Source organism: Nonomuraea sp. NPDC049028 (assembly GCF_043197735.1).
In the GTDB taxonomy this organism is placed as follows: Bacteria; Actinomycetota; Actinomycetes; order Streptosporangiales; family Streptosporangiaceae; genus Nonomuraea.
In genome coordinates this window covers 663,885-687,145 of record NZ_JBICTR010000002.1, presented here as the reverse complement: position 1 = coordinate 687,145, position 23,261 = coordinate 663,885, and the positions used below count along the sequence as shown (strand labels likewise).

The following is a 23,261-nucleotide window of genomic DNA, read 5'->3' as shown; positions in this document are numbered from 1 at the left end:
ATGCTGACGGCAGGGCAGATCCTCCAGTTGATCCGCAATGGCACCTGCCGTACCCGCAAAGAACTCATCGCCTACACCGGGCTGTCCCGCTCGACGATCACCGAACGGGTGGACCGGCTGATCGAGGCCGGATACATCCACGAGTCCGGCTTCGCCATCTCCGGGGGCGGGCGACCGCCCTCAGTGCTCGACATCGACGCGACGAAGCGCCTGGTGCTGGTGGCCGACCTGGGCGCCGGTCACGTACGGGTGGCGCTGACCGACCTCGCGGCCCGGTCGCTGGTCGAGGAGCACACCGAACTGCGCATCGACCGCGGCCCCGAGGCCGTCCTGTCCTGGGTACGCCAGGCGTTCCAGCGCCTGCTCGACCGCTCCGGACGGACCTCGGACCAGGTGTGCGGCATCGGCCTGGACCTGCCCGGCTCGGTCGACCACGCCTCCGGCCGGGTGACCAGGTCGTTCCTCATGCCCGGCTGGGACGACCATCCGATCGGCCAGGCGCTGCGGGAGGCGTTCGACGTGCCGATCCTGATCGAGAACGACGCCAACGCGATGGCCTTCGGCGAGTGGTGGTCCTCCTGGCGCCGGAGCCGGTCGCTGATCCTCATCAAGGTCTCCACGGGCATCGGCACCGGCATCGTCCTGGACGGCCGGATCTACCGCGGCGTCGAGGACGCCGCCGGGAGCATCGGCCACGTCCGCCTGCGCGAGAGCGACGACCGCGTCTGCACCTGCGGCTCCCGGGGCTGCGTCGCCTCGCTGGCCAGCGGCCACGCCCTCGCCGCCGACCTCGGCAGGCAGACCAGCCGCGAGGTCGTACGCCTGGTCCAGGCCGGCGACCCGACGGCCATCGCCCTCACCCAGGAGGCCGGCCGCACGGTCGGCATCGTCCTCGCCACGGCGGTCAGCCTGCTCAACCCCTCCGTCCTGGTGCTGGCCGGCGACATGGCCGAGACCAGGGAGCACTACCTGACGGGCATCAGGGAAAGCGTGTACCGCCGCAGCCTGCCGTTCACCACCCGCAACCTGGAGATCGTGACGAGCACGCTGGGCGACCGCGCGGGGATCGTGGGGACCGCGGTGATCGTCATCGACCACGTGCTGTCCCCCGCCGCCGTGGACGCCGCCTTCGCCAGTCCACCGACGACGAACGTCGTCTGACTCCCGCTGGTCAGCCCAGGTCCCGGACGAGGCGGTCGCGCGCCTGGACGAGAGAGGGGCCGTACCAGGTCAGATCGCGTCCGCTCACCAGCGCGCACCGGTGGCCCGGGAACGACTCCGGCCCGTCCTCGGCGCTGAACGCGTAGGGCTCGTCGGGCAGGACCACCAGGTCGGCACCCTGAGCCACCAGCTCGGCCAGCGGGATCTTGGGATAGCGCTCGGCATGACCGGCGTAAAGGTTGCCCACCCCGAGCCGGGCGAGCACATCGCCGGTGAACGTGTCGCGGCCCACCACCATCCACGGCCGCCGCCAGATCGGGATGATCGCCGTCCGGCGCACCTCCACCGGCTCGGCCCACACCGACTCCGCCCGGTCGAGCCAGCCGGGGCGCCCGGTGCGGCAGGCGTACCGGAACATCCGGTCGAGCGACCGGAACGCCTCGTCCACCGTCTCGATCCTGGTGACCCACACCGCGAGGCCCGCCGCCCGCAACGCGTCGACGTCCGGCTGCCGGTTCTCCTCGGCGTTGGCGAGCACCACGTCGGGGGCGAGCCGCCGGATGGCGTCGAGATCGGGGTTCTTGGTCCCCCGCACCCTGACCACGTCCAGGTCGGCCGGGTGCGAGCACCAGTCGGTCGCGCCGACCAGCGCTTCGGGGAGGGTCGCGGCCACGGACTCGGTGAGTGAAGGCACCAGCGACACGATCCGCCGGACGTTCGGAGGAACGGGGACGGGTACACCGGTGTCATCAAGGCTCACACTCGCACCTTAGACCGCCACCCAAACGACAAAAGGGACTAAAGGCAACTAACGCCCAGCGTGCGGGAATATCGCCCCAAGGCAGGTCACAAATCCGTAGAATCCCGAGAAAAGATCGTTAACTCTCGATCGGGGGATCGCTGGGTGGAGCGAGAATCGCTGGGCTTCGACCCGAACACGCCCAACGTCGCCCGGCTGTACGACTACTACCTCGGCGGGAAGGATCATTTCCCGGCCGACCGGCGAGCCGCTGAACGACTGCTGCGGGTGGCTCCCGAGGTCCGTACCGCCGCCCGCGCCAACCGGGCCTTCCTCGGTCGTGCCGTACGCTTCCTCACCGGCGCCGGCGTCACCCAGTTCCTCGACATCGGTACGGGTCTGCCGACGCGGGGCAACGTCCATGAGGTGGCCAGAGCGGTCGCGCCGGAGTCACGGGTGGTCTATGTCGACCATGACCCCGTCGTCCTGGTCCATGCCAGGGCGCTGCTGGCGGGCAGCGAAGGAATCACCGTGGTGGACGGCGATCTCCGCGATCCCCACGACCTGCTGAAAAATCCGGACGTGGTGGGGGCGTTGGACTTCGACCAGCCGGTGGGCGTCCTGCTCGTCGCGATCATGCACTTCATCGGCGAAGCCGACGACCCCCTGCGCATCATGGCCGCCATCCGCGAATCGCTGGCCCCCGGCAGCTATGTCGTCATGTCCCACGGCACGAGCGACGCCCGCGCCGCCGCCGTCAGCAAGGGCACAGAGGTCTATCGCCGGGCCAGCGCGCCCCTGACCCTGCGTACCCGCCGGCGGATCGAGGAGCTGTGGGCGGGGTTCGAGCTGGTCGAGCCGGGCCTGACCTGGCTGCCGCAGTGGCGCCCCGACGAGGCCGACCTGATCGACCTCGCGGCCGGCCCCGAGTCGTCGCTCATCCTCTGCGGGGTGGGCAGGAAGAACTGAGACCCGGGGGCGGACCGGTGTGCGGCTTGGCCGAGCGCCAGGGACGACCCGACTTACGGCCTGGCCGAGCGCCGGGGTGGACCGGCGTACGGCCTGGTCGGGCCTACTTGAGCGCGCCCAGCGCGCCCTCGTAGTCGGGCTCCTGGGTGATCTCGGGAACCAGCTCGGAGTAGATGACGCGGTTGTCGCCATCGAGCACGACCACCGCGCGGGCAGCCAGCCCGGCCAGCGGCCCGCTCTCCTGCGCCACGCCGTAGTCGCGCAGGAACTCGCGGCCCCGCATGAGCGACAGCATGGTCACGTTGTCCAGCCCCTCGGCGGCGCAGAACCGCTTCTGCGCGAACGGCAGGTCGGCCGAGACGCACAGCACCGCGACGCCGGGGTGCGCGGCGGCCACCTCGTTGAACCTGCGCACCGAGGCGGCACAGACGCCCGTGTCGAGGCTCGGGAAGATGTTGAGCACCTTGGTCGCGGAGCCGAACCCGGCCAGCGTGGTGTCAGCGAGGTCCCCGCCCACCAGCTGGAACGCGGGCGCCTGGTCGCCGGGCTTGAGGAACGTGCCGCCCACGGTGATTGGGTTGCCCTTGAAAGTGACGTCTGCCATGAATGCCTCCAGTTAGCAGGTGGTGCCCACCTCGGTCAGCAGGTGGTACCCCGACCCGCAATCCTATCGGCGCCCACTGACTCAGACGTTGCGGCGGTACTGTCCCCCGGCCTCGAACAGCGCGTCCGTGATCTGGCCGAGCGAACAGACGCGGGCCGCCTCCATCAACACCTCGAAGGCGTTGCCATCGGTCATGGCGACGTCCCGCAACCGGGCCAGCGCCACGGGGGCCTCGGCCCGGTTGCGGTCATGGAAGGCGTGCAGGCGGTCGAGCTGGGACCGCTTCTCCTCCTCGGTCCCTCTGGCGAGCTCCACCTTCTTCTCGTGGGGCTCGTCGCCGCGCGGGTTGCGGAAGGTGTTGACGCCGATGATGGGCAGCGAGCCGTCGTGCTTGCGCGACTCGTACAGCATCGACTCGTCCTGGATCCTGCCCCGCTGGTAGCCGGTCTCCATAGCGCCCAGCACGCCACCCCGGTCCGACAATCGCTCGAACTCCTGCAGCACCGCCTCCTCCACCAGGTCGGTGAGCTCGTCGATGATGAACGAGCCTTGGAGCGGGTTCTCGTTGCGGGCCAGGCCCCACTCGCGGTTGATGATGAGCTGGATCGCCATCGCCCGGCGTACCGAGTCGGCCGACGGCGTGGTCACGGCCTCGTCGAAGGCGTTGGTGTGCAGGCTGTTGCAGTTGTCGTAGACGGCGATCAGCGCCTGCAGCGTGGTGCGGATGTCGTTGAAGTCCATCTCCTGGGCGTGCAGGGACCGGCCCGAGGTCTGGATGTGGTACTTCAGCTTCTGCGAGCGCTCCGCCGCGCCGTACTTCTCCCGCATCGCGACCGCCCAGACGCGGCGGGCCACCCGCCCGAGCACGCTGTACTCGGGGTCCATGCCGTTGGAGAAGAAGAACGACAGGTTCGGCGCGAAGTCGTCGATCCGCATCCCCCTCGCCAGGTACGCCTCCACATAGGTGAAGCCGTTGGCCAGGGTGAAGGCGAGCTGGCTGATCGGATTGGCCCCGGCCTCGGCGATGTGGTAGCCGGAGATCGACACCGAGTAGAAGTTGCGGACGCTGTTTTGGGTGAACCACTGCTGAATGTCGGCCATCATCCGCAGCGAGAACTCCGTGGAGAAGATGCAGGTGTTCTGGCCCTGGTCCTCCTTGAGGATGTCCGCCTGCACGGTCCCCCTGACGGTGGCGAGGGTTCGCGCGCGCAGCTCGCGCTCCTCCTCCGCGGACGGCCGGCGCCCGTGTTCGGCCTCGAACCGGTCGAGGGTCTGGTCGATCGCGGCGTTGAGGAAGAAGGCGAGGATCGTCGGGGCCGGGCCGTTGATCGTCATCGACACCGAGGTGCTGGGGCTCGTCAGGTCGAACCCGTCGTAGAGCACCTTCATGTCGTCCAGCGTCGCGATGGACACGCCCGACGTGCCTACCTTGCCGTAGATGTCGGGCCGCAGGTCCGGGTCGTGGCCGTACAGGGTCACCGAGTCGAACGCGGTGGACAGCCTGGTCGCGGGCTGGCCCTCGGACAGCAGCTTGAAGCGCCTGTTGGTACGGAACGGGTCGCCCTCTCCGGCGAACATCCTGGTGGGGTCCTCGTCGTCCCGCTTGAACGCGAACACCCCGGCGGTGAACGGGAACCGGCCCGGCAGGTTCTCGCTACGCAGGAACCTGAGCAGCTCGCCGTGGTCGGTGTAGCGGGGCAGGGCCACGCGGGGGATGCGGTTGCCCGAGAGGGTCTCGCGCCAGAGGGGGGTGTGGATCTCCCGGTCGCGTACCTTCACGACCAGTTCGTCGGCGGAGTACTGCTCCCTGGTGGCGGGCCAGTCGTCGAGCAGCGCGCGGCTCTCGTCGCTCAGCTCCCGCTCGGCCCCGGCCGCGAGCTCGGCCAGCCTGTCGTCGGTCCGGCCCGTACCATCGGCGCCCGTACCGGTGGCGCCACTGCCCAGGAGGGCCTGGACGGCCGAGAGCTGCTGGCGGCGGCGGGCCACCTCCGCCTGGGCGAGCGTCTCCGCGTGGTAGTCGCGGACGGTCTCGGCGATCTCGGCCAGGTAGCGGACGCGCGCCGGGGGGACGATCGCGGCGGCCACCTGGGATGTACGGCCGCGCACCGGTGCCAGCAGGCCTGGCCCGGCCCGCAGGCCCTTGTCCGCCAGCTGCGCCTTCAGGTGGTGATAGAGCGCCGTGACACCGGCGTCGTTGTAGCGGGCGGCGATCGTGCCGAACACCGGCATGTCGTCGGGCGCGACCCCGAAGGCCGCGCGGTTGCGCACCATCTGGCGGCGGACGTCGCGCAGGGCGTCCTCGGCGCCGCGCCGCTCGTACTTGTTGATCACGACGGCCTCGGCGAAGTCGAGCATGTCGATCTTCTCCAGCTGGGAGGCCGCGCCGAACTCCGGGGTCATGACATAGATGGGCACGTCCACATGCGGCACGATCCCGGCGTCACCCTGCCCGATGCCCGGGGTCTCCACGATGACCAGGTCGTATCCGGCGGCCCGGCAGGCGGCGATCACGTCGTCGAGGCAGACGGGGACCTCGTTGGCGGCGCCCCTCGTGGCCAGCGAGCGGAAGTAGGTCTGGGGGCCGAGGCTGTTCATCCGGATGCGGTCGCCGAGCAGTGCTCCCCCGCCGCGCCTGCGGGTCGGGTCGATCGCGATGATGGCGACGCGCAGCTTGTCGTCGTTGTCAACGCGCAGGCGGTGTACGAGCTCGTCGGTGAGCGAGGACTTCCCGGAACCGCCCGTACCGGTGATGCCGAGCACGGGAGCGCGGTTGTCGCCTGAGCCGGGAGCGGCGCGCAGGCCGTCCAGGAGCTCGGCCGGGGCGCGGCCCGACTCGATCAGGGTGATCGCCCTGGCCAGGGCCGCCTGGTCGCCGGAGCCGACGGCCTCGACAGAGGGAACGCCGTCCAGCTCGACGTCGCACTCCTCGATCAGCTTGTTGATCATGCCGGGCAGGCCGTACCGCTGGCCGTCCTCCGGCGAGAAGATGCGGGTGACGCCGCGGGAGTGCAGCAGGTCGATCTCGTCCTGGACGATGACGCCGCCGCCACCGCCGTAGACCTTCACATGCCCGGCGCCGCGCTCGCGCAGCAGATCCACCAGGTAGCTGAAGAACTCCACGTGGCCGCCCTGGTAGGAGCTGATCGCCACACCCTGGACGTCCTCTTGGACGGCGGCGGTGACGATCTCGTCCACCGATCGGTTGTGCCCGAGATGGATGACCTCCGCCCCCTGCGACTGGAGGATCCGCCGCATGATGTTGATCGCCGCGTCATGGCCGTCGAACAGCGCCGCGGCGGTCACGAAACGGACAGGGTTCGCCGGAACGTGCACGCCTGATCACTCCTTTGTGAGGGGTCCCTTTACAAGATACTAGGACGTCCTACTAAATCCCAAGGTTTCAGGCGGGTAGCGATCCGGCATGCGAACGGCGCCGGGTTCTGGTTTCGGGAGGTCGTCAGCGAACTGTGCTGGTCAGGGCCGCTCGTACGGATTGCGGCGGGTGGTGGAGCGGTGGGCGGCCACGAGAGTTCTGGCCGGAGCGGAAGTCGCGTCCGGGTCAGGCGGACCACCCACCCGGACCGGCTCGGGCGGCGCCTCCGCGTAGCTGGCGGACCTCGTCTTCTTCTCGACGGCCTTCTTCTCGACGGCCTTCTTCCCGACGGTCGCCTTCCCGACGGTCGTCTTCCCGACGGCGGCGGCACGCGTCTCCACCTTGATGTGGCTGCCGCGACGGCGGCCCGCGAGACGGAAGGAGACCACGACCGTGGTAAGCACCATCATGGTGAGCAGGGCCAGCGGGGACCCCAGGACGTCCATCGGCGATCCCTGCGACACCGGCTCCGGCTGGCGGGCCAGCGGCTGCTCGGTGGTCCGGATCTCGTTCAGCGTGGCGTTGGCCTTCACCATGCGGGGTAAGCCGTAACCCACGACCTTGTCCGTGTCACGGAACTTGCGCTTGAGCCAGACGCGATCGACGTTGGCCTCGATCGTGTGGATCTTCTTGCCGTCGACCCGCTCGACGATGCCGACGTGGTCGATGCCTTTGTAGCTCTTGCCGCCGCCCCAATCGAAGAAGACCAGGGCTCCGGGCTCGGGCTGCTGGGACCAGGCGCGCTGCTTCATGAACCAGGACGCGTGCGAGGGGGTCCAGGCGAACTGGCCGACGTAGTCACCGACCCCGGCCTTGTCGGCCGCCCAGGCGATGAACATGTCACACCACGGCGCGTCCCGGTATTGCGGGTCCTTGACGCGATCCGCGTACCACTGCCCGAACTTGGTGAGCTGGCCGCCCTTCTCGCGGTAGCCGACTTCCCCACGCACCTCTTTCAGCAGATTTTCCGCGATCGGGTCCAGAGCCCACTCCTCCCAGAAAAACCGGCAGATCAGGATGGACTGTAATAGCGACATCCCGCTTGCGCGCCGAACAATGGGAAAGTGTCAACCTATGAGCCGAAATTTCGGCTATGTGGCTGGTGTGACTCCTGAGACTCCGTACCAAGGTGAGATCGTTTTCAGGCCCCCGCGCCCACCCGGAAGATCTGCTCGTCGCCCGCGCCCGGCGCCACCACGTCGGCGACGATCACGGTCACGTTGTCGGGTGAGCCGCCCTCGTTGGCCAGGTCGATCAACCGCTGGACGGCCGCCGCCGGGTCTGTCACCGTGGTCAGCACCTCGTGCAGGACCTCGGGCCCGAGCACGGTCGTCAGCCCGTCCGAACAGAGGAGGTAGCGATCATCCGGCTCGGACTCGCGCAGCGCCATGTCAGGCTCCGCCCTGCCCTCGCTGCCCAGCACGCGCAGCACCATCGACCGGCGCGGGTGCACGGCCGCTTGATCCTCTGTTATCCGTCCTTCGTCCACCATGGACTGCACAAGTGTGTGATCCTTGGTCATCTGGTAGAGAGCACCATCGCGCAGCAGGTATCCGCGGGAGTCACCAAGATGAGCAAGGGCGAACCGGTAACCGTCCCACAGCATGGCGGTCACGGTGGTCCCCATCCCCCTGCGCGCGGGGTCGATGTCGGCCAGCTCCACCAGCCTGCGGGCCGCCTCGTGCACGGCGCCCTCCAGGGCCGCCTCCAGGTCCGAGCCCGTCTCGGGAAGCGTGGCATCCAGCTCGCGCATGACCGCGATCGCGGCCGAGCTCGCCAGCTCGCCGGCCGCGTGTCCGCCCATCCCGTCGGCCACCACGAGCAATCGGCCACTCGCGTAGCCGGAATCCTCGTTCTGCTCCCTGCGGCGGCCCACGTCTGATCCGGCGGCATAGCGGATGTTGTGCTTCATACCCAGCAGTAAATCATTGGTTGAAAGACTTCACAAGCAGATGCACTGAAGACTCTTGTGAACTACTGTGGGCTCCATGACCCACGACCCGACCGTGAACGCCGGGGACATAGCCCGGCTCGCCGGTGTCGGGCGGGCCGCGGTGAGCAACTGGCGCCGCCGCCACGACGACTTCCCACTGCCCATCGGCGGCACCGCCAATCAACCGTTGTTCTCGCTGCGCCAGGTCGAGTCATGGTTGCGGCGCTATGGGAAGTCCTACCAGGTCTCGCTGGGTGATCGCGTGTGGCAACGCCTGAAAGCCGCCGGCGATTTGCGGCTGGGCGAGTTGGTCGCGCAGGCCGGCGTGCTGCTGACCACGGGCGAGAGCAAGCTGGAGCCCGAGCTGGCCGGGCTGGTGTCCGAGCTGGCCGAGCAGCACGATCCGCTCACCGCCTACGAATTCCTCTGTGAGCGCTACCTGGAGGCGCACTCCAGGCAGCTGTCCGTCACGCGTGACGACGTGGCCGAGCTGATGGTCGGGCTGGTCCGCACCGACGACGCGACGATCCTCGACCCCGCCTGCGGCGTCGGCACGCTCCTGCTCGACTCCGGGGCGGTCAAGGTGCTCGGCCAGGACCTCAGCGAGACCTCGGCGGTCATCACCGCCGCGCGGCTGCGGCTGCGCGGCGCCGAGGCGGAGGTCGTGCCCGGCGACTCGATGCGCCACGACGGCTTCGCCGGCGTGAAGGCCGACGCCGTCGTCTGCGACCCGCCGTTCAACGAGCGGGCCTGGGGCTACGAGGAGCTGACCGGCGACCCCCGATGGGAGTACGGCCTGCCGCCGCGCGGGGAGCCGGAGCTGGCCTGGGTCCAGCACTGCCTCACCCACGTCAGGCCCGGCGGCATGGTGGCCGTGCTGATGCCCCCGGCCGCGGCCAGCCGTAAGGCGGGGCGGCGGATCCGGGCCAACCTGCTGCGCGCCGGCGCCCTGCGCGCCGTGATCGCGCTGACGGGCTCCGACCTGTGGCTGCTGCGCCGCCCGGCCGCGGGCGAGCGCCCGCCCTCCGACGTGCTGATCGTCGACGCCACGGCCGACCTGTCCATCGTCGATCCCGCGTGGCGGGCCTACCTCGATGAGCGCTCCGACCAGACCGTACGCATCATCGACCTGCTGGCCGATGAGGTGGACATGACCCCGGCCCGCCACCAGCGCCGCGACGACCTCGGCCGGGCCTTCACCGAGGCGCGCGACCGGTTCCTGGCCGCGGCGGCCACCCCGCCCGATCTCAAGGTGCTCGATGAGCCGCTCGACCAGCCCGTCACCACGGTCGGCGACCTGATCAAGGAGGGCCTGCTGACCACGTTGCAGGCGCCGCCCAAGATGGCGACGGGCGGCGGCGACCTGCCGATGCTCACCGCGGACGACGTGACCGGCGGTGGCGCCGCCTCCGGCCGGGCTCCGGCGCAGCAGGGGCTCGTCCCGATCCAGCCGGGCGACGTCGTGGCGTCCTATTCCAGCGTGCGGGTGATGACCGAGGGCGGCTGCGTGCTCGGCCCGCATCTGACGCTCTACCGGGTCGACGCGCGCCGGCTCGACCCCGACTTCCTGGCCGGCCACCTGCGGGCGGCCGGCGGGCGCGCGACCACCGGCTCCAGCCGGTTCGACGTGCGCCGCACCCGCCTGCCCCGCCTGTCGCTCAAGGACCAGAAATCCTACGGCGAAGCCTTCCGGCAGCTGGCCGTGCTCGAAGACGCCTTGCGCGAGACCTCGGCCCTCGGCCAGGCGCTGATCCGCCTCGGCCTCGACGGCCTGACCGACGGCCACCTGCGTCCGCAGTCCTGACGGTGTAGCTTTTTCCGGGAAAAGGCGGGGCTGGGAGGGGCAAATGGTCATCGGTGACCGCTATGTGCTCGACCATCTCCCGCTCGGTCAGGGCGGCATGGGCGCCGTCTACGCGGGTCATGATCGCCACCTCGATCGCCGGGTGGCGGTGAAGCTGCTCCACCTGCCGGGCGGCCCCGACGAGGAGCTCGAACGCCGCTTCATCCGCGAAGCCCGCATCCTGGCCCGGCTGGAGCATCCGGGCGCCCCGGTGCTCTACGACTTCGGCGCCCACGAGCAGCGTCTCTACCAGGTGATGCAGTTCATCGAGGGCGTCACGGTGGCCGACGTGGTCAGCGAACACGGCCCGCTGCCCGTGCCGTGGGCCGCCGCCATCGCGGCCCAGGCGTGCGCGGTCCTGTCGGCCGCCCACACCCTGTCGATCTGCCATCGCGACCTCAAGCCGACCAACCTGATGCTCTGCCCCGACGGCAGCGTGAAGGTGCTCGACTTCGGCCTGGCCCTGCTGCGCGACGCCGACGTCACCACGTTCACCAGGATCGGCCAGATCCTCGGCACGCCCGCGTACATGGCTCCCGAGCAGATCCAGCACGGGGTCGCCGAGCCGCGCAGCGACCTCTACGCGCTTGGCTGCGTGCTGCACGAGATGCTGACGGGGCGGCAGCTGTTCACCGGGCCGACCGACTATGTGGTCTTCGAGAAGCAGGTCAAGGAGCGCCCGCCCGCGATCCCGGGCCTGCCGGACGGGCTGGGCGCGCTCCTGGCCGGGCTGCTGGAGAAGACGCCGGGCAACCGTCCCGCCGACGCCGACACGCTGTACGAGCGGCTGGAACCGTTCGCCGTCGGGCTGCCGATGCTGCCCGGCTTCCTGGCCAGGTCGCCGAGTCCGGGCCGGATGTACGCGCGGATGGTCGGCCGCGTCCTTAGTGACTAGCCGAAATCCTCTGCTCGTTCATGGGAAGAAATCTGTTAAGTCCCCATACAATCGCCACAAAATGGTTACAGCAGGGAGCGGAGCCCGTTGGCTGATGCCATCTTCGGCGTCCTCGGTCCCGTTCGCGCACGTCACGCGACCGGGCGCCACATCCGTCTGAGCGGCAGGCAGCGCGCCGTGCTGGCCACCGTGCTGCTCAACGTCAACACGACCGTCTCCCGTGACCGCCTCATAGCCGCCGTCTGGGACGATCCGCCGCCGTCCGCCGTGGCCAACCTCCAGACGTACGTGGCCCAGTTGCGCAGGGCGCTGCAGCCCGAGGCCCGGCTGCACACCAGCGGCGCGGGCTACCTCTTCGAGGCCGCGCCCGACGAGCTCGACCTGCTCCTGTTCGAGGACGAGGTACGGCGGGCCCGGGTCGAATCCGACCCCGCGGCGGCCGCCCGGCGGCTCGAGCACGCCCTGGCCCTGTGGCGCGGCCGGCCCGCCGAGGACGCCTCGCTGGGCAACGCCATGACCCCCCGGCTGACCGAGCTGGAGGAGCGGCTGGCCGACGTCCGCGCCGACTGGGCCGACCTGCGGCTCCAGCTGGGCATGCACGATGAGGTGATCGGCGCGTTACGCGTGTTCGTGGCCGAGCAGCCGCTGCGCGAGCGGGCCTGGCAGCAGCTCATGCTGGCGCTGGCGCGCTCCGGCCGGCGGGCCGAGGCGCTGGAGACCTACCGGCAGGCCCGCGAGACGCTGGTCACCGAGCTGGGCATCGAGCCAGGACCCGAGCTGCGGCTGCTCCAGGCCGCCGTCCTGTCCGGCACCCCGTCCGCGAACAGACCGGAGCAGCGGGGCGCGATCTGCCAGCTACCGGCCGACATCGCCGACTTCGTGGGCAGGTCCGAGGAGCTGACCGCCATCACCACGCTCCTGCGCCCCGAGATCACGCCCACCGCCCTCCCGATCGTCACTGTCACAGGACCGCCGGGGGTCGGCAAGAGCACCCTGGCCGTACGTGCCGCGCACCTGCTGCGCGAGGACTTCCCCGACGGCCAGCTCTACCTGCGACTCTCCGGCGCCTCGCCGGCGCCGCAGGAGCCCGGCGCGCTGCTGGCGGAGTTGCTGCGGGCCCTGCGCGTCGAGGGCGACTCGATCCCCGACACGGTGGCCGAGCGGGCCGCGCTCTACCGGTCGCTGCTCGCCGACAAGGCCGTCCTCGTGGTGCTCGACGACGCCGCCGACGGGCTCCAGGTGGCGCCGTTGCTCCCGGGCACGCCGCGCTGCGCCGTACTGGTGACGAGCAGGGGTCCGCTCATCGCGCTGCCCGGCGCGGTCGCGGTCTCGCTGGGCGTGCCACCGGAGCGCGAGGCCCGGGAACTGCTGGAGAGCGTGGCGGGCGGCTCCCGCGTACGGGACGAGCCCGACGCGGCGCGGGCCATCCTGCACGCCTGCGGGCGGCTGCCGCTGGCCGTCAGGATCGCCGGCGCCCGGCTGGCCGCCAGGCCTGCCTGGTCGCTCAAGGACCTCGCCGCGCGACTGGCCGTCACCGGAGCGCCGCTCGACGAGTTGGCGCTCGGCGGCCAGAACGTGCGGGCCCACTTCGTGGCGAGTTACGAGGTGCTGTCCGCGCCCGCGCGCCGCGCGTTCCGCCTGCTGGGGCTGGCCGGGCTGGAGAGCGCCGCGGACTGGAGCGTGGCGGCGCTGATGGGCGTACCGCGGCGCGAGGCGGAGTCCGCGGTCGAGACGCTGGCGCTGGCCGGGCTGGTCACGGCGAACGAGGTGGACGAGAGCGGCCAGCCCCGTTACCGCATGCACGACCTGCTGCGCGCCTTCGCCCGTGAGCGCGCGGAGGCGGAGGAGAGCCCGGCCGGACGGGCCGCCGCGCTCCTGGGATTCGTCGAGGAGTGCCTGGCCCGAGTACGCGCGGCGGCGCTGGAGTACCCACCGCCCATGAGGCCGCCCATGGACAGCGTGCCGCCACCCGTGGAGTCCGCGCGGGTGGACGGCGGCTGGCAGCGGGCGTGGCTGCACGCCGAGCGCAAGACGCTGGCCGACGCCGTCGCGCTGGCCGAGCCCGTCACCGCCGCCGAGCTCGCCCAGCGGCTGGCGCCGTTCCTCGTGGCGCACGGCTTCTTCGCCGAGGCGATCGGCCTGCTGGAGAACGTCGCCGAACGAACCGGCGACACCCATACGACCATGCTGATCCGTCTGGTCAGAGCCGACATCCTCACCGACCGCCGCCGGACCGCGCTGGCCGAGCCCGAGCTGCGGCTGCTGATCGACTACTTCGAGGGCGTGGGCGACCGGCACGCGGTCGCGTACGCGCTGGCCACGCTGGCCATCTGCGAGCTGATCTCCGGCCGGCACGAAAGCGCTCTCACGCTCGTCACCCGCTCCTTGCCGCTCTTCGAGGCGTACGGGGACACCAACGGGCTGATCAGCGCGCTGGTCACGACCTCCGGGATCCACCTCGACCGGGCCGAGTACGACCTGGCGATAGCGACCTGCCGGCGCGGTCTGGAGCTGGCGGCCGACCCGCGCTTCGCCGACTTCGCGATCAGGTTCCGCCGCGTGCTCGGCATCGCGCACTTCGAGCTGGGCGAGGTCGAGACCGCGATCGGGCACTACGAGGCGAGCATCGAGGCCAGCCGTGAGCTGGGCTGGGGCACCGGTGAGCGGATGGCGCTGCGCAGGCTCGGCCAGGCGTACTCCGAGCTCGGCCGGTACGAGCTCGCCGCCACCACGCTCGACCGGTGCGCCGCCATGTTCGCCCAGGCGGGCGACGGCCATGGCCAGGGGATGACGTTCTACGCGCGGGGCGAGGTCAGCCTGAAGCAGGACCGGCCCGACGAGGCGCTGCACTACTTCCGGCTCTGTCTCGACCAGGTCGAGGAGCCGATCTGGCGGGCGAGGGCGGCCGAGATGGTCGAGCGCCTGCGCCGCGACCCGGCCTGAAGGCGCCGGCTCGGGTACCCAAGGACAGTGCGCTGTGGTAGCGGGGCGTGATCCGCAGGAACGGCCTGTAGATTCCTTCCGTGCTCTCCCACATGGCGAACTTCCTCGCTGAGACGGTGCGGCCGACCGTGGATTCGGTCGGCGTCCGCGCCGAGACGGTGGTGCGGTCGTGAGGCGGCCGACGTTGGAGGCGGTCGCCGCCCGCGCGGGGGTCTCGCGCGCCACCGCGTCCCGGGTGGTCAACGGGCAGACGACGGTGGCACCGGACATCCGCGACGCCGTGCTGCGGGCCATCGACGAGCTGGGCTACCTGCCCAACCCGGCGGCGCGCAGCCTGGTCACCCAGCGCACCGACTCCGTCGCCCTGGTCGTCTCCGAACCGCCGACCAGGGTGTTCTCGGAGGACCCGCTGTTCGCCACGGCCATCCGCTCGGCCAGCGTCGAACTGGAGGCGGCCGACAAGCAGGTAGTCCTCATGCTCGCCTCCTCCCCCAAGAGCCATGCGCGGGTGGAGCGCTACATCGCGGGCGGCCACGTGGACGGCGTCATGCTCATCTCCATGCACGGCGCCGACCCCCTCCCCACCGCGCTGTCCCGCCTGCGCGTCCCGGTCGTCTCGTACGGCAGGCCCGCCGTACCCGTCAACATCCCGTACGTCGACAACGACAACGTCGGCGGCGCCGAGGCGGCGGTCCGCCACCTGGTCGAGGCGGGCAGACGCCGAATCGCCACGATCGCCGGCCCCCAGGACATGATCGGCGGCCAGGACCGCCTCACGGGCTACCGCAACATCCTGCGCGACTCCGACCGCCGCTCGATCGTCGCGGTGGGCGACTTCACCCGGCAGTCCGGCGCGGTGGCCATGCGCCAGTTGCTGGGCGACGACCCGGGTCTGGACGCCGTCTTCGTGGCGAACGACCTGATGGCGGTGGGCGCCCTGCAATCACTCCGCCTGGCCGGTCGGCGGGTGCCGGACGACGTGGCGGTGGTGGGCTTCGACGACATAGAGGCCGCCAAATACACCGAACCCCCGCTGACCACGGTGCGACACCCGGTGCCCGAACAGGCGGCGGCCATGGTGCGATTGCTGCTGGGCTTGTTCACAGGCGGCTCCGCCGAACCCATCATCCTGCCCACTGAGCTGGTCGTCCGCGAATCCGCCTGAAGGCGATGGCCTCCCCTATGGGGCGCTTCGCGCTTTGGGGCTTCGGGCTGTGTTGCCGGGGGCTGACTGCGCCAGCGTTCGAGCATGCGCAGCCTCGCCCTCGATCAGGTAGGGCTGGCTTTCGCGCACCTGATCAACGGGGACCTCGATGAGGCCGTCTCCGTAGGCAGCGCCGCGACGGATACAGCCGGACAGGTCCAGTCAGATCGAGTGCGCGTGCAACTCCGCGAGTTCTACCTTGAGGTCAAGACTCGCGATGATCCTGCGGCGGCGGGCCTGAGCCAGCAGATCCGCGACACACTGGCCGCTAGGGATCACCTGACGTGAAGGGTATGGCTATGCGGATCGGCGTGACCGGCCACATGAACCTGACTGAAAGCACGAGTTCCCTCGTGTTCGCAGCGATTCGCGAGCACCTCGCGCAGGTGGGCGACGACCTGACGGGCGTGTCCTGCATCGCTCGCGGCGCCGACTCGCTGTTCGCCGACGCCGTCTTGGCAGCTGGCGGGACACTCGAAGTGGTCCTCCCGTCGCGCGATTACCGACAGGCCAAGGTGAAGGCGGACCACGCCGAGCAGTTCGACCGGCTGATGGACGTCGCGAAGCTGGTCCGCGTCATGGATTTCGATCACGCGAACAGGGGTGCGTACGAGGCGGCCAATGAAGCCATGCTCGGATCTGTGGACGAGATAGTCGCCGTCTGGGATGGCCGGCCGGGGACCGGGGCAGGCGGGACGGCTGAGGCGGTCGCCGAGGCCAGGACGCGCGGGGTGAAGGTGGTCGTGATCTGGCCAGAGGGTGCGGCCCGGGAATAGTGCGAGCGTGGGCCGGAGCCGCCTCGGTCCCGGCGGTGACGAAGGTGAACACATCGAAGGGTCAGTTCCGTTCGCGGCGGAAGTCGGCGGGGGTGCGGCCGTACCAGCGGTGGAAGGCGCGGCGCAGCGCTCGCACGTCGATGTAGCCGACGCGGGTGGCGATCGTGTCGATGGTGAGTCCGGTGTCGCGGAGAAGGCGGGTGGCCTCGGCCTCGCGGACCTTCTCCACCTCCTCGCGCCAGCTGGTGCCCTCCTCGTGCAGCCTGCGCTGAAAGGTGCGGGAGCTCATGGTCATCCGCTTGGCGACCCTGTCGAGCGCCGGCGGTCCGTCGGCGAAGCTCGCGGCGATCTCGGCGTGCACCTTGTCCAGCCAGCCCAGGATCAGCCTGGCGTTGGCGACCGTATGGACGGCATGGTCACGCACGATGGCCGCCAGGGCAGGGTCGGCGCCGGGCAGCGGCGCGGTCGCGTCGGGGGCGGAGAAGGTGACCGATGAGACCGGTGCGTTGAACTGGACGTCCGTCGTGCCGTACATGTCGAGGAGGTCGCTGCGCGATCGCGGTGGCTCACCGGCGACGGTGATGGCGACGGGCGTGACTGGGCGGCCCAGCGCCGTGCCGGCCTGCTGGATCAGCAGGCCCAGGACGAACTCGCCGATCAGTTCGCCGACGCGGCCGAAGGTGGAGACCGGCCGGGTGGCAACGGTCAGGCGGCCCGCCGGGTCTTGCTGGACGATGAACGCGCTGTGGGGGTCGGTGATGGCGGGAATGTGCTGTGCCGCGAGCGCGAACGCCTCGGTCAGGTCGGCCGAGGACTTGATGACGTAGTCCCAGACGTGGAACCGGCCGGGAGTCCATAGCCGTGCGACCCGGGGAGCACCCCCTGCCTCGGCGAATGCGGCGGAGGAGATCTCCCAGACGCGCGTCAGCATCTTCGTCGGCACGCGGATGCCCTCCTGGTCGAGGACACCTACTCCGGGGAGACGCTTGAGCTCCTCCTCGGAGACACCCGCGGTTCTCGCCGCTTCGAGGACAAGGCGCACCACATGGGGAGGCATGGACCCTTTTGTCACGCCTTGCACCCTAGGGCAGGCATTGGCGGATTCGGACCCGTTCGTGGCGCGTTCTGGCCTCATCGCCGGCGCGCCGCGATCCATACCGTTGTTCACACCGGCGACAAGTGTTCACAACGGCGACAGGGAGAGCGGAGACATCGTGCCGACCGCGAAGATGATCATCTATCCGGTCAGTGACCTCACCAAGGCCAAGGAGGTGTTCACCCCGCTCATCGGGGTCGAGCCCTACGTGGACGAGGTCTACTACGTCGGTTACCGGACCGGCGATCAGGAGATCGGCTTGAACCCCCGCGGGCATCGGCAGGGTATGGCGGGACCGGTCTGCTACTGGCAGGTCGAGAACATCCGGCAGACCCTGCGGCGCCTCCTCGCCACCGGGGCCGTTCTGCGGCAGGACGTCACCGACGTCGGCGGCGGCCGCCTGGTGGCCACCATTGCCGATGCCGACGGCAACGACCTCGGCCTCCTGCAGGACCAGTGAGCATCGCGCTCGCGATCAGTCTCACCGGCGAACAACCGCGCCGGGGTGGCGTACCGGGCCCTGCCCGGATGCCCGGCCCGGCACATAACCACCCAGCACCACATAACACAAGGAGTAAGACATGAAGGCACACGTCAGCTCGATCCTTCTTGGCGTCCGGGACATGGACCGGGCCAAGCAGTTCTACACCGAGGGGCTCGGCTGGAAGATCCAGAGCGACTACGGCATCTCGGTGTTCTTCGAATCGGACGGCGCCTCGCCCGTCGGCTTCTACGGCCGCGCAGGCCTGGCCAACCAGGTGGGCACGGACCCGGAAGGCAGCGGCTTCAGCGGACTGGTTCTGACCTACGTCGTCCGTACTGAGGCGCGAGTCGACGAGATCATGGCGGAGGTCGAGAAGGCCGGCGCCACGGTCCTCAAGCCCGCGGGCGCTCTGCCTTGGGGTGGGTACGGCGGCTCCTTCGCGGACCCGGACGGCTATATCTGGAGTCTCGGCTACAGCGCCCAAGGAACCGACCAGCCCTACGCGGAGTAGCCGCGATCTTTGTCTCACAGCCGTCCGGGACGGCGGGGCGCGTGCCGCTGCCGTCCCGGACGACTGTGACCCCGGGTGTGGGAAGCGGGAGTGGCGATCGGAGCCGGCCGGCGAGATCCGCGGTGAACCGGCAGGACAAACAGGAGAAAATCATGAAGTTTCGGGCCTACGTTGAGCCCCCTGAGCCCATGCGGGGTCTAGAAGTTCCGTCCGAGGTGGTAGCAGCGCTCGGCGGGGGCACGCGGCCGCCGGTGACGATCACAGTCAACGGGCATTCCTGGAAGAGCCGGGTCGCCCTCCTGCGCGGCCGCCACTTGCTCGGCCTCAGCAATGCCAACCGGCGGGCCGCGGGTGTTGCGATCGGCGACGAGGTCGAGGTCGAACTGGAGCTCGACACCGAGCCGCGCGTCGTTGTCGAGCCAGAGGACTTCGCCCGCGCCCTGGACGAGGACCCCGTCGCCCGCGCCGCGTACGACAATCTTGCGTACAGCCACAAGCGCGAGCACGTGCGTGCGATCGAGAGCGCGAAGAAGCCCGAGACACGTCGGCGGCGTATCGAGAAGGCCATTTCCACCCTCGGGGCTTGAGCAGCAACCAAGCGGCCAGTCACGTTGGTGAGCTCGGCGGGCGTCGCCAATCGTGAGTGGTCTTTCCGATGTGGGTGGTTGTTGTCTTCGACCCAGTCAGCGTGCCGCGCGGCGCGGATCTCGGCGTCGGCGACTTCGTCGGCGAGGAGGGTGTAGAGCTGGGTGGTCTCGGTGGAGGCGTCGCTTCGTCGTCTCGTCCCGGACCCTCGCGACCAGCCGGCCCGCAACTGGCCGCTCGGTTGCTGCTCAACCCCCGCCGCCACCATTTCGACGGTGACCGCCTTGCGCACCTCCCTCCCCGGTGCGCAGGGTCTGGTGGTTGACCCCGGCACGCCCTGCGACCGGCCCGGTGAGCAGGAACGGCTCCTGAATCTCATGCGACATACGTGCCCCCGTCAGCCACCACGCCCCGGCCCGTGCTGCCGCCGTCGAAAAAGCCTCTCATGATCGGTCGTCCAGCCACCTGCGGGTTCACGCCGACGAGACAGCCGCGTCGGCCTGCCGCTGGAGTGCGTCCAGCACGTCGACCCGCTGCTCGGGCACCCGAACCTCCAGGCACATAGCGCCGTCGGCGATGGTGAGCGTGAAGGTGAAGAAGGCGCAGCAGCCGTTCTCCCGGGCCGCCAGCTCAGCGGCCCGGGCCGCGTTCTCCGCAGCGAAGATCAGATCCAGCCGCAGCCGGGTAGGGTCCGGCCGGTGGACTGCCCGCACGACCTCGGCGAACAACGCGTCGAACTCGGCCACCCGCAGCGGCTGCTCAGCGGTGGGCAGTGTGCACGCCGAAGGAACCCACTCCTGGCCAAGGGCTATGTCCTGGTGCGTCATACCTCGACGGTAAACCTGGACCTAAGTACCGGATGCAAGCCTCGCCGCTACCGGACCACGCGGTACTTCAGGTGCGTGACCAGACTGGTGCCCGACACCTCGCCAACCGGTTCAAGGTTGGTGTCCCCGACGCCGTCGAACAGCCGCTCGCCCCTTCCGAGGATCACCGGCGCGACGTGCAGGCGCAACTCGTCGATCAGACCCGCCGCGAGGTACTGATTCACCGTCAGCGCGCCGCCCGCGATGGCGACGTCGCGGTCGCCGGCGGCCTCGCGGGCCTGGGCCAGGGCCGCCTCGATCCCCTCAGTGACGAAGTTGAACACCGTGCCGCCCTTCATCGGCAACGGCTCGCGCGGGTGGTGGGTGAGGACGAAGACCGGCGCGTGGTACGGCGGCTCGTCGCCCCACCAGCCGTTCCAGTCCATGTCCCAGGCGTCCCGGCCGGGGCCGAACATGTTGCGGCCCATGATGAAGGCCCCCGCCGCCGTGATGCCCTCGATCACGGCCGCGTGCGCCTCGGGCTCGTCGAACATCCAGCTGTGCAGGCGCTGCTCCGCGCCCTCGCCGATCGGGTTCTCCAGGCTCTGGTTCGGTCCCGCTACGAAGCCGTCGACGGACATCGCGATGTCACAGGTGACCTTGCTCATCTCGCTACCTCCTATGTTGGGTGCCTGTTCATGGGGAAGTCGGAGCCGCCCGCCTGTTCTCTACATGGTCCAGTGAGATGCGGGTCACATTTTCCGGGATCCGGTCACACTCCTGGGTGCGCTGCCGCTCTCAGTTGGTGACCCTGGAATGTGGGAGGAGCACATGGTGAGCGAGCAGGCGACCAGCGTCTTCACCGGCTATCGCGAGCTGCTGTTCTCGATCGTCTACAACATGCTGGGCAGCGTCGCCGACACCGAGGACGTGCTGCAGGAGACCTGGCTGGCCTGGGCGCCCAGGAGCGAGGCGGGTGAGGAGATCGTCAATCCGCGCGCGTACCTGGTGCGGATCGCCGTCAATCGGGCGCTGGCCCGGCAGGAGAGCATCAGCCGGCGCCGGGAGGACTACGTCGGTCCCTGGTTGCCCGAGCCGCTCATCACCCAGGAGCCCGATGTCGTGGATCCGGCGGTGCGGGCCGAGTCGGTGTCGATGGCACTGCTCGTGGTGCTGGAGACGCTCACCCCGCTGGAACGGGCGGTGTTCGTACTGAACGAGGTCTTCGGGTACGCCCACACCGAGATCGCCGGCATCCTGAACCGCAGCCCGGCGGCGATCCGCCAGCTCGCGCACCGCGCCCGCGAGCACGTGCACGCCCGCCGCCCGCGCTACCAGGCCGACCCGCGAGTCCGGCAGGAGGTGACGGAGCGGTTCGTCGCGGCCGTGGCCGGCGGTGACCTCGACGAGCTCATGCGGGTCCTGGCGCCGGACGTGGTCATGTGGGCCGACGGCGGGGGCAAGGCACGGGCGGCCGGGCTGCGGCCGCTCCACGGGCGGGACAAGATCGCCCGCTTGATCGTCGGAAACGCGACCCTTCATCCTGTCGCGGATCTCAACATTCGCTTCCGGACCGTCAACGGTGATCCGTCAGCGCTGCTGCTGTCCGGTGACACCACGTTCGCGGTCATCGTTCTCGACCTGGTCCCCGACGGGACTCAGGTGTGCGGCATCTACGCCGTGACCAACCCCGACAAACTCTCCCATCTGGAAAGAGGAACCGCATGATTCTGGTATCCGGAGCCACCGGCAACATCGGCCGTCCGCTCGTCGCCGAGCTGGCCGCCAAGGGTGTGAAGGTACGCGCCCTGACCCGTACCCCCGAGACGGCCCGCTTCCCTGAGGGAGTCGAGGCCTGCGACAGCGCCAAGCCCGACTTCGACGGCGTGACCGCCCTCGTCCTGAACATCTCGGGCGGCTCCGCCGCCCTGCTGGAGGCGGCCAGGACGGCGGGGGTACGGCGGGTCGTCACCGTCTCGGCCCTGGTCGTCGCCGAGGAGCAGGACCCGGAGGAGGGCAGCAACGCCGCGATCCACCGGGAGCTTGAGGCGGCGGTGGAGGCCGCCGTCCCGGAATGGACGCATCTGCGCCCCGGCGCCTTCGCCGCGAACTCCTTGCGCTGGACGCCCCAGCTCCAGGCCGGAGACGTGGTCCGCGGACCGTACGCCCAGGCTCGTACCTCGCCGATCCACGAGGCGGACATCGCCGCAGTCGCCGTACGGGCGCTGCTCGGGGACGACCTGCTGGGGCAGGCGCCCACGCTGACCGGGCCGGAGGGGCTGTCCTTCGCCGAGCAGGTGGAGATCATCGGCTCGGTGGTGAGCCGGCCGCTGCGGTATGAGGAGATCAGCCCGGACATGGCCGCGCAGGCGATGATGGCGCACGGGGTGCGCAAGGAGCAGGTCGACTCCTTGCTGAGCTATTTCGTGGACAGCATCGGGAAGCCCGTACCGATCACGGGCGAGGTGGAGCGGATCCTCGGCCGCCCCCCGCGCACCTTCGCCCAGTGGGTCGCTGACAATGCCGACGCCTTCCGGCGGTGATCCGGGCTACCGGCCCGTCTTCGTGGACCAGAGCGGCGTCCTGCCGTCGTAGATGACGACATTACCGTCGTCCTGCATTTCGAGTCTCGCCCCGGGGTTCTTGCCGGTCTCGGAGTTCCACAGCGGCGTCTTGCCCAGGTAGACGACGAGGTTGCCGTCTTTCTGCATCTGGGTGACGGCCCCGGGGTTGCCTCCGGTCTTGGAACTCCACAGGGCCCGGCGGGCGCGGTAGAGCACCAGATTGCCGTCCTCCTGCTGGACGAGCTGGTAGTCGCCGTTGCGGGAGCGGACGTACTGGTTCGGCTTGAGCGCGTAGCCCGGGGCGAGCACGCTGATCGTGGCATGGCGGTTCCACACCGGCGTCTTGCCGTCGTAGATCACCAGGTTGCCGTCGTCCTGCACCGCGAGGCGGGCACCTGGGCTGTCTCCGGTGTTGGACGCCCACAGGGGCGTCCTCCCCCGGTAGACCACCAAGTTGCCGTCCGTCTGCATGGCGGCGAACGCGCCGGGGCTGTCGCCGGTCTGGCTGCTCCACAGCGGCGTGCTCCCCCGGTACAGCACCAGGTTGCCGTCTTCCTGCTGGTGCAGGCCATAGGCGCCGTTGGCCGAGCGTACGGAGTCGCCGGCCTTCAACGTCTGACCGGGGTTCAGCCATACGGTACGGTCGGCGCTCACCGCCGCCGAGGAGCGCTTCGCCTCCGCCCAGGCCGCTGGCGAGACCGAGGCCACGGCCATCGTGCTCGCCAGCGCCAGCGCACCGATGTACATCGGCGTTCTTCTCATTCTGTTCCCCCAT

The 23,261-nt window shown here is 70.0% G+C and carries 22 protein-coding genes; 13 read left to right on the top strand and 9 right to left on the bottom strand.

Annotation, left to right across the window (positions count from 1 at the left end; translation table 11 throughout):
• On the top strand, nucleotides 1-1,161 hold the full coding sequence (locus ACGFJ2_RS09290) for an ROK family transcriptional regulator (RefSeq protein WP_357942466.1): 1,161 nt from the start codon (nucleotides 1-3) through the stop codon (nucleotides 1,159-1,161).
• A gap of 10 nt (nucleotides 1,162-1,171) precedes the next feature.
• On the opposite strand, the gene ACGFJ2_RS09285 is transcribed toward ACGFJ2_RS09290, so the two are convergent.
• Nucleotides 1,172-1,921 (bottom strand): helical backbone metal receptor, encoded by a 750-nt coding sequence (locus tag ACGFJ2_RS09285; RefSeq protein ID WP_393466427.1) that lies wholly within the window; start codon nucleotides 1,919-1,921, stop codon nucleotides 1,172-1,174.
• 144 nt (nucleotides 1,922-2,065) lie between these two features.
• Between ACGFJ2_RS09285 and ACGFJ2_RS09280 the strand changes: the two genes are divergently transcribed.
• Nucleotides 2,066-2,869: an SAM-dependent methyltransferase gene (locus ACGFJ2_RS09280; RefSeq protein WP_393466424.1), complete on the top strand. Its 804-nt coding sequence runs from the start codon at nucleotides 2,066-2,068 to the stop codon at nucleotides 2,867-2,869.
• Nucleotides 2,870-2,972: 103 nt separating this feature from the next.
• On the opposite strand, the gene tpx is transcribed toward ACGFJ2_RS09280, so the two are convergent.
• The 4 genes from tpx to ACGFJ2_RS09260 form a co-directional block, all read right to left on the bottom strand.
• Complete coding sequence (tpx, locus tag ACGFJ2_RS09275) at nucleotides 2,973-3,473, bottom strand: thiol peroxidase (protein ID WP_357942460.1); 501 nt, start codon at nucleotides 3,471-3,473, stop codon at nucleotides 2,973-2,975.
• An 81-nt stretch (nucleotides 3,474-3,554) separates the two neighbouring features.
• Nucleotides 3,555-6,806, bottom strand: coding sequence for a fused isobutyryl-CoA mutase/GTPase IcmF (gene icmF, locus ACGFJ2_RS09270; RefSeq protein ID WP_393466421.1), 3,252 nt, complete (start codon nucleotides 6,804-6,806; stop codon nucleotides 3,555-3,557).
• A 141-nt stretch (nucleotides 6,807-6,947) separates the two neighbouring features.
• Nucleotides 6,948-7,796 carry a CHAP domain-containing protein gene (locus ACGFJ2_RS09265; protein ID WP_393466418.1) on the bottom strand — a complete coding sequence of 283 codons (849 nt, stop codon included), beginning with the start codon at nucleotides 7,794-7,796 and terminating at the stop codon, nucleotides 6,948-6,950.
• 191 nt (nucleotides 7,797-7,987) lie between these two features.
• Nucleotides 7,988-8,758, bottom strand: a complete 771-nt coding sequence (locus ACGFJ2_RS09260) for a PP2C family serine/threonine-protein phosphatase (RefSeq protein ID WP_225290266.1) — start codon at nucleotides 8,756-8,758, stop codon at nucleotides 7,988-7,990.
• Nucleotides 8,759-8,834: 76 nt separating this feature from the next.
• Between ACGFJ2_RS09260 and ACGFJ2_RS09255 the strand changes: the two genes are divergently transcribed.
• The 6 genes from ACGFJ2_RS09255 (at nucleotide 8,835) to ACGFJ2_RS09230 (ending at nucleotide 16,440) form a co-directional block, all read left to right on the top strand.
• Nucleotides 8,835-10,583, top strand: a complete 1,749-nt coding sequence (locus ACGFJ2_RS09255) for an N-6 DNA methylase (protein WP_357942454.1) — start codon at nucleotides 8,835-8,837, stop codon at nucleotides 10,581-10,583.
• Nucleotides 10,584-10,626: 43 nt separating this feature from the next.
• Nucleotides 10,627-11,517, top strand: coding sequence for a serine/threonine-protein kinase (locus ACGFJ2_RS09250; protein WP_358177909.1), 891 nt, complete (start codon nucleotides 10,627-10,629; stop codon nucleotides 11,515-11,517).
• Between the two features lie 87 nt (nucleotides 11,518-11,604).
• The gene (locus ACGFJ2_RS09245) at nucleotides 11,605-14,460 is read left to right on the top strand and encodes a BTAD domain-containing putative transcriptional regulator (protein ID WP_393466413.1); all 2,856 of its coding nucleotides are present in this window, start codon (nucleotides 11,605-11,607) and stop codon (nucleotides 14,458-14,460) included.
• A 169-nt stretch (nucleotides 14,461-14,629) separates the two neighbouring features.
• Entirely contained in the window at nucleotides 14,630-15,625 is a 996-nt protein-coding gene (locus ACGFJ2_RS09240; protein WP_393466410.1) for a LacI family DNA-binding transcriptional regulator, read from the top strand.
• Between the two features lie 84 nt (nucleotides 15,626-15,709).
• Nucleotides 15,710-15,952 (top strand): hypothetical protein, encoded by a 243-nt coding sequence (locus ACGFJ2_RS09235; RefSeq protein ID WP_357942446.1) that lies wholly within the window; start codon nucleotides 15,710-15,712, stop codon nucleotides 15,950-15,952.
• Nucleotides 15,953-15,963: 11 nt separating this feature from the next.
• The gene (locus ACGFJ2_RS09230; protein ID WP_357942444.1) at nucleotides 15,964-16,440 is read left to right on the top strand and encodes a hypothetical protein; all 477 of its coding nucleotides are present in this window, start codon (nucleotides 15,964-15,966) and stop codon (nucleotides 16,438-16,440) included.
• A 61-nt stretch (nucleotides 16,441-16,501) separates the two neighbouring features.
• On the opposite strand, the gene ACGFJ2_RS09225 is transcribed toward ACGFJ2_RS09230, so the two are convergent.
• Nucleotides 16,502-17,512, bottom strand: coding sequence for a helix-turn-helix domain-containing protein (locus ACGFJ2_RS09225; protein WP_393466406.1), 1,011 nt, complete (start codon nucleotides 17,510-17,512; stop codon nucleotides 16,502-16,504).
• Nucleotides 17,513-17,654: 142 nt separating this feature from the next.
• Here ACGFJ2_RS09225 and ACGFJ2_RS09220 point away from each other — a divergent pair, with 142 nt between their 5' ends.
• From ACGFJ2_RS09220 to ACGFJ2_RS09210, 3 genes are all read left to right on the top strand, one after another.
• Nucleotides 17,655-17,996: a glyoxalase gene (locus tag ACGFJ2_RS09220; RefSeq protein WP_357942440.1), complete on the top strand. Its 342-nt coding sequence runs from the start codon at nucleotides 17,655-17,657 to the stop codon at nucleotides 17,994-17,996.
• A gap of 121 nt (nucleotides 17,997-18,117) precedes the next feature.
• Nucleotides 18,118-18,531 carry a VOC family protein gene (locus ACGFJ2_RS09215; protein ID WP_393466403.1) on the top strand — a complete coding sequence of 138 codons (414 nt, stop codon included), beginning with the start codon at nucleotides 18,118-18,120 and terminating at the stop codon, nucleotides 18,529-18,531.
• Nucleotides 18,532-18,653: 122 nt separating this feature from the next.
• Nucleotides 18,654-19,118, top strand: coding sequence for a YdeI/OmpD-associated family protein (locus ACGFJ2_RS09210; protein ID WP_393466400.1), 465 nt, complete (start codon nucleotides 18,654-18,656; stop codon nucleotides 19,116-19,118).
• A gap of 471 nt (nucleotides 19,119-19,589) precedes the next feature.
• Here ACGFJ2_RS09210 and ACGFJ2_RS09205 read toward each other — a convergent pair whose 3' ends face one another.
• Nucleotides 19,590-19,943 (bottom strand): hypothetical protein, encoded by a 354-nt coding sequence (locus ACGFJ2_RS09205; RefSeq protein ID WP_358177896.1) that lies wholly within the window; start codon nucleotides 19,941-19,943, stop codon nucleotides 19,590-19,592.
• 47 nt (nucleotides 19,944-19,990) lie between these two features.
• Entirely contained in the window at nucleotides 19,991-20,590 is a 600-nt protein-coding gene (locus ACGFJ2_RS09200) for a dihydrofolate reductase family protein (protein ID WP_357942432.1), read from the bottom strand.
• 163 nt (nucleotides 20,591-20,753) lie between these two features.
• On the opposite strand from ACGFJ2_RS09200, the gene sigJ reads away from it, so the two are divergent.
• Together sigJ and ACGFJ2_RS09190 are read left to right on the top strand one after the other, a co-directional pair.
• Nucleotides 20,754-21,650, top strand: coding sequence for an RNA polymerase sigma factor SigJ (sigJ, locus tag ACGFJ2_RS09195; protein ID WP_393466396.1), 897 nt, complete (start codon nucleotides 20,754-20,756; stop codon nucleotides 21,648-21,650).
• Nucleotides 21,647-22,465, top strand: coding sequence for an NAD(P)H-binding protein (locus tag ACGFJ2_RS09190; protein WP_393466393.1), 819 nt, complete (start codon nucleotides 21,647-21,649; stop codon nucleotides 22,463-22,465). The genes sigJ and ACGFJ2_RS09190 overlap by 4 nt, the downstream gene beginning before the upstream one ends.
• Before the next feature lie 6 nt (nucleotides 22,466-22,471).
• On the opposite strand, the gene ACGFJ2_RS09185 is transcribed toward ACGFJ2_RS09190, so the two are convergent.
• A complete protein-coding gene (locus ACGFJ2_RS09185) occupies nucleotides 22,472-23,248 on the bottom strand; it encodes a hypothetical protein (protein WP_393466390.1) in 777 nt (258 codons plus the stop codon).
• Between the last annotated feature and the right edge of the window lie 13 nt (nucleotides 23,249-23,261).